General features: G+C 24.5%; 1 pseudogene. It reads right to left on the bottom strand.

The window, feature by feature from the left end:
• A pseudogene (locus HMPREF9075_RS02825) lies at positions 1–503 on the bottom strand (hypothetical protein); the annotation flags it as partial.

The following is a 503-nucleotide window of genomic DNA, read 5'->3' on the forward strand; positions in this document are numbered from 1 at the left end:
AATTGATTGTTATTGTAATCATCGGAGAAATTATTAATTGTATCATAGGAAAAAACACCTTTATTATTAACATACCATCTTAATAAAACCTTTCCTTCAAAAACACCAGTAGCTGATAATTTCTTATCTTCTCTAAAATGATAATCTGCAATGATAATTCCTTGTGACTTTACTATTCCATCCATCTCTCCTTCTTCCCCAGTAGAAATATACTTAAAAAAATAAATTTGTCTTATTTGAATTTTTCCTTCAAAAAGTCTTGTATTCTTTCCTACTATAGTTTTACCTTTTGCTAAGTAAATACTATCATTTATTTCTGATTTAGATATTTTAAAAAATTTAACATCTATTCTTCTTTTAATCTTTGAATCTATAAAACCTAAATAACGAATAGGTTTAAAGAAAATAAAACCTATATTGATGTTTTTTAAATTTAGTTTCCCCTCCATAAAATTTTTTTCTTTTGCGGGAAATTCATTTTTAATAAAACTGTCAAAATCACA

It is taken from the genome of Capnocytophaga sp. oral taxon 332 str. F0381 (assembly GCF_000318275.2).
Taxonomy (GTDB): domain Bacteria; phylum Bacteroidota; class Bacteroidia; order Flavobacteriales; family Flavobacteriaceae; genus Capnocytophaga; species Capnocytophaga bilenii.